This window comes from Streptomyces sp. NPDC048269 (assembly GCF_040652395.1).
GTDB lineage: Bacteria > Actinomycetota > Actinomycetes > Streptomycetales > Streptomycetaceae > Streptomyces.
Window position 1 is genome coordinate 1 of sequence record NZ_JBEZLW010000115.1, and the last position, 2,725, is coordinate 2,725.

The following is a 2,725-nucleotide window of genomic DNA, read 5'->3' on the forward strand; positions in this document are numbered from 1 at the left end:
GCCTACGTCGAACAGGACCTCCACGAAATCTACGAGGGCGAAGTCCGCTACGCCCGCGACGCCTTCGAAGGCCTGCGCCTGATGGACGCCCTCATGGGCGTCAAACGCGGCGTCCCCGGCGTCGAACTCCCGCCCCTCAAACAGCGTCGCGTGCCCAAGCGGGACACCCCCTTCCCCGTCGCGGAACCGGCGGACGGCGGCCGCTCCGACGTGGCCGTCGACAACCCGGTCCCCGCCCCGCCGTTCTGGGGCACCCGCGTCATCAAGGGCATCCCGCTCAAGGAGTACGCCTCCTGGCTGGACGAGACCGCCCTGTTCAAGGGCCAGTGGGGCCTCAAGGACACCGAGACCATCGAGACGGACGGCCGGCCCCGGCTGCGCGGCTGGCTGGACCGGCTGCACACCGACGGGCTGCTGGAGGCCGCCGTCGTACAGGGCTACTTCCCCTGCGTGTCCAAGGGCGACGACCTGATCATCCTCGACGAGAACGGATCCGAGCGGACCCGCTTCTCCTTCCCCCGCCAGACCCGCGGCCGCCGCCTGTGCCTCGCGGACTTCTTCCGCCCCGAGGAATCCGGCGAGACCGACGTCGTCGGCCTCCAGGTCGTCACCGTCGGCAGCCGCATCGGCGAGGAGACGGCCCGGCTGTTCGCCGCCGACGCCTACCGCGAGTACATGGAACTGCACGGCCTCTCCGTGCAGCTGGCCGAGGCCCTCGCCGAGTACTGGCACGCCCGAGTCCGCGCCGAACTGGGCGTCGCCGGATCCGACCCGGCCTCCATGGACGGCATGTTCCGCACCGAGTACCAGGGATGCCGCTACTCCCTCGGCTACCCCGCCTGCCCCGACCTGGAGGACCGCGCCAAGATCGCCGACCTCCTGCGGCCGGAGCGGATCGGCGTCCACCTCTCGGAGGAGTTCCAGCTCCACCCCGAGCAGTCCACCGACGCCATCGTGATCCACCACCCCGAAGCGACGTACTTCAACGCACGCTGACCTCTCCGGACGCCGGATGCCGGTCGATGAACGGAAGTGAGCCATGGCAGCAGTCCTCACCGAGCGCCCGGCGCTCGCGCACCCCAAGCCCGGGCCCGCGCGCCCGGGCGTACGCGAACTGCTGGCCAGCGGCCGGCGCTCGTACTCCTTCGAGTTCTTCCCGCCGAAGACGGAGGCGGGGGAGCGCACCCTCTGGAACGCGATCCGCCGGATCGAGGCCCTCGCGCCGTCCTTCGTCTCCGTCACCTACGGCGCGGGAGGCTCCTCCCGCGACCGCACGGTCGAGGTCACCAAACGGATCGCGACCGAGACCACGCTGCGTCCGGTGGCCCACCTGACCGCGGTCGGTCACTCGGTCGCCGAGCTGCGGCACATCATCGGCCAGTACGCGGACGCCGGGATCCGCGACGTCCTCGCCCTGCGCGGCGACCCGCCGGGCGACCCGAAGGGCGTGTGGACCCCGCACCCGCAGGGCTTCGCGCACGCCCACGAACTCGTCAGCCTGATCCGCCAGCTGGGGGACTTCACCGTGGGGGTGGCCGCGTTCCCCGAGTGCCACCCGCGCTCACCGGGCTGGACCGAGGACATCCGGCACTTCGCGGCCAAGTGCGAGGCGGGCGCCGACTACGCGATCACGCAGATGTTCTTCCAGGTGGAGGACTACCTGCGGCTGCGCGACCGGCTGGCCGCCGTCGGCTGCCTCACCCCGGTGATCCCCGAGATCATGCCCGCCACCGACGTACGGCAGATCCGCCGCTTCGCCGAGCTGAGCGATGCCCGCTTCCCCGAGCACCTCGCCCGGCGCCTGGACGCGGTACGCGACGACCCGGCCGCCGGCCACGCCATCGGAGTGGAGTACGCGACCGCCATGGCCGCACGGCTGCTGGCCGAAGGCGCCCCCGGCCTGCACTACATCACCCTCAACCGTTCCACGGCGACCCGAGAGATCCACCAGAACCTGAACGTCAACTGACCCTGAACCCCGACGCCCACACACCGGAGTAGTCCATGCCCAGCCAGCCCACAGCCGAGTTCACCGACTTCAAGGTCGCCGACCTGTCCCTCGCCGCGTACGGCCGCAAGGAGATCACGCTCGCCGAGCACGAGATGCCCGGCCTGATGTCGATCCGCCGGGAGTACGCCGCCGCCCAGCCGCTGGCCGGGGCGCGCATCACCGGCTCCCTGCACATGACCGTGCAGACGGCCGTGCTCATCGAGACGCTGGTGGCCCTGGGCGCGGAGGTCCGCTGGGTGTCGTGCAACATCTACTCGACGCAGGACCACGCGGCGGCGGCGGTCGCGGCGGCCGGCATCCCCGTCTTCGCCTGGAAGGGCGAGACGCTCGAGGAGTACTGGTGGTGCACGGAGCAGGCGCTGACCTGGCCGGGCCACGCGGGCCCGAACATGATCCTCGACGACGGCGGTGATGCCACCCTGCTCGTGCACAAGGGCGTCGAGTACCAGAAGGCCGGCGCCGTTCCGGACCCGTCCACCGCGGACAACGACGAGATGGCGCTGGTCCTGGAGCTGCTGCGGAAGACCACCCTCGACTGGACGCAGCTGGCGTCCGAGATCCGCGGCGTGACCGAGGAGACCACCACCGGCGTCCACCGCCTCTACGAGATGCACCAGGCGGGCACCCTGCTCTTCCCGGCGATCAACGTGAACGACGCCGTCACCAAGTCGAAGTTCGACAACAAGTACGGCTGCCGGCACTCGCTGATCGACG

General features: G+C 70.9%; 3 protein-coding genes. All 3 read left to right on the plus strand.

The window, feature by feature from the left end:
• Positions 1–996 (plus strand): vitamin B12 dependent-methionine synthase activation domain-containing protein (locus AB0D48_RS37335; RefSeq protein WP_362407803.1); only part of this gene is annotated, 996 nt, incomplete at its 5' end.
• Positions 997–1,039: 43 nt separating this feature from the next.
• On the plus strand, positions 1,040–1,969 hold the full coding sequence (metF, locus tag AB0D48_RS37340) for a methylenetetrahydrofolate reductase [NAD(P)H] (RefSeq protein WP_362407806.1): 930 nt from the start codon (positions 1,040–1,042) through the stop codon (positions 1,967–1,969).
• A gap of 35 nt (positions 1,970–2,004) precedes the next feature.
• Positions 2,005–2,725 (plus strand): adenosylhomocysteinase (locus AB0D48_RS37345; RefSeq protein ID WP_362407809.1); only part of this gene is annotated, 721 nt, incomplete at its 3' end.

Bases quoted from the DNA above. Each gene is read 5' to 3' on its own strand.
- metF (WP_362407806.1), top strand. From the start codon at position 1,040: ATGGCAGCAGTCCTCACCGAGCGCCCGGCGCTCGCGCACCCCAAGCCC.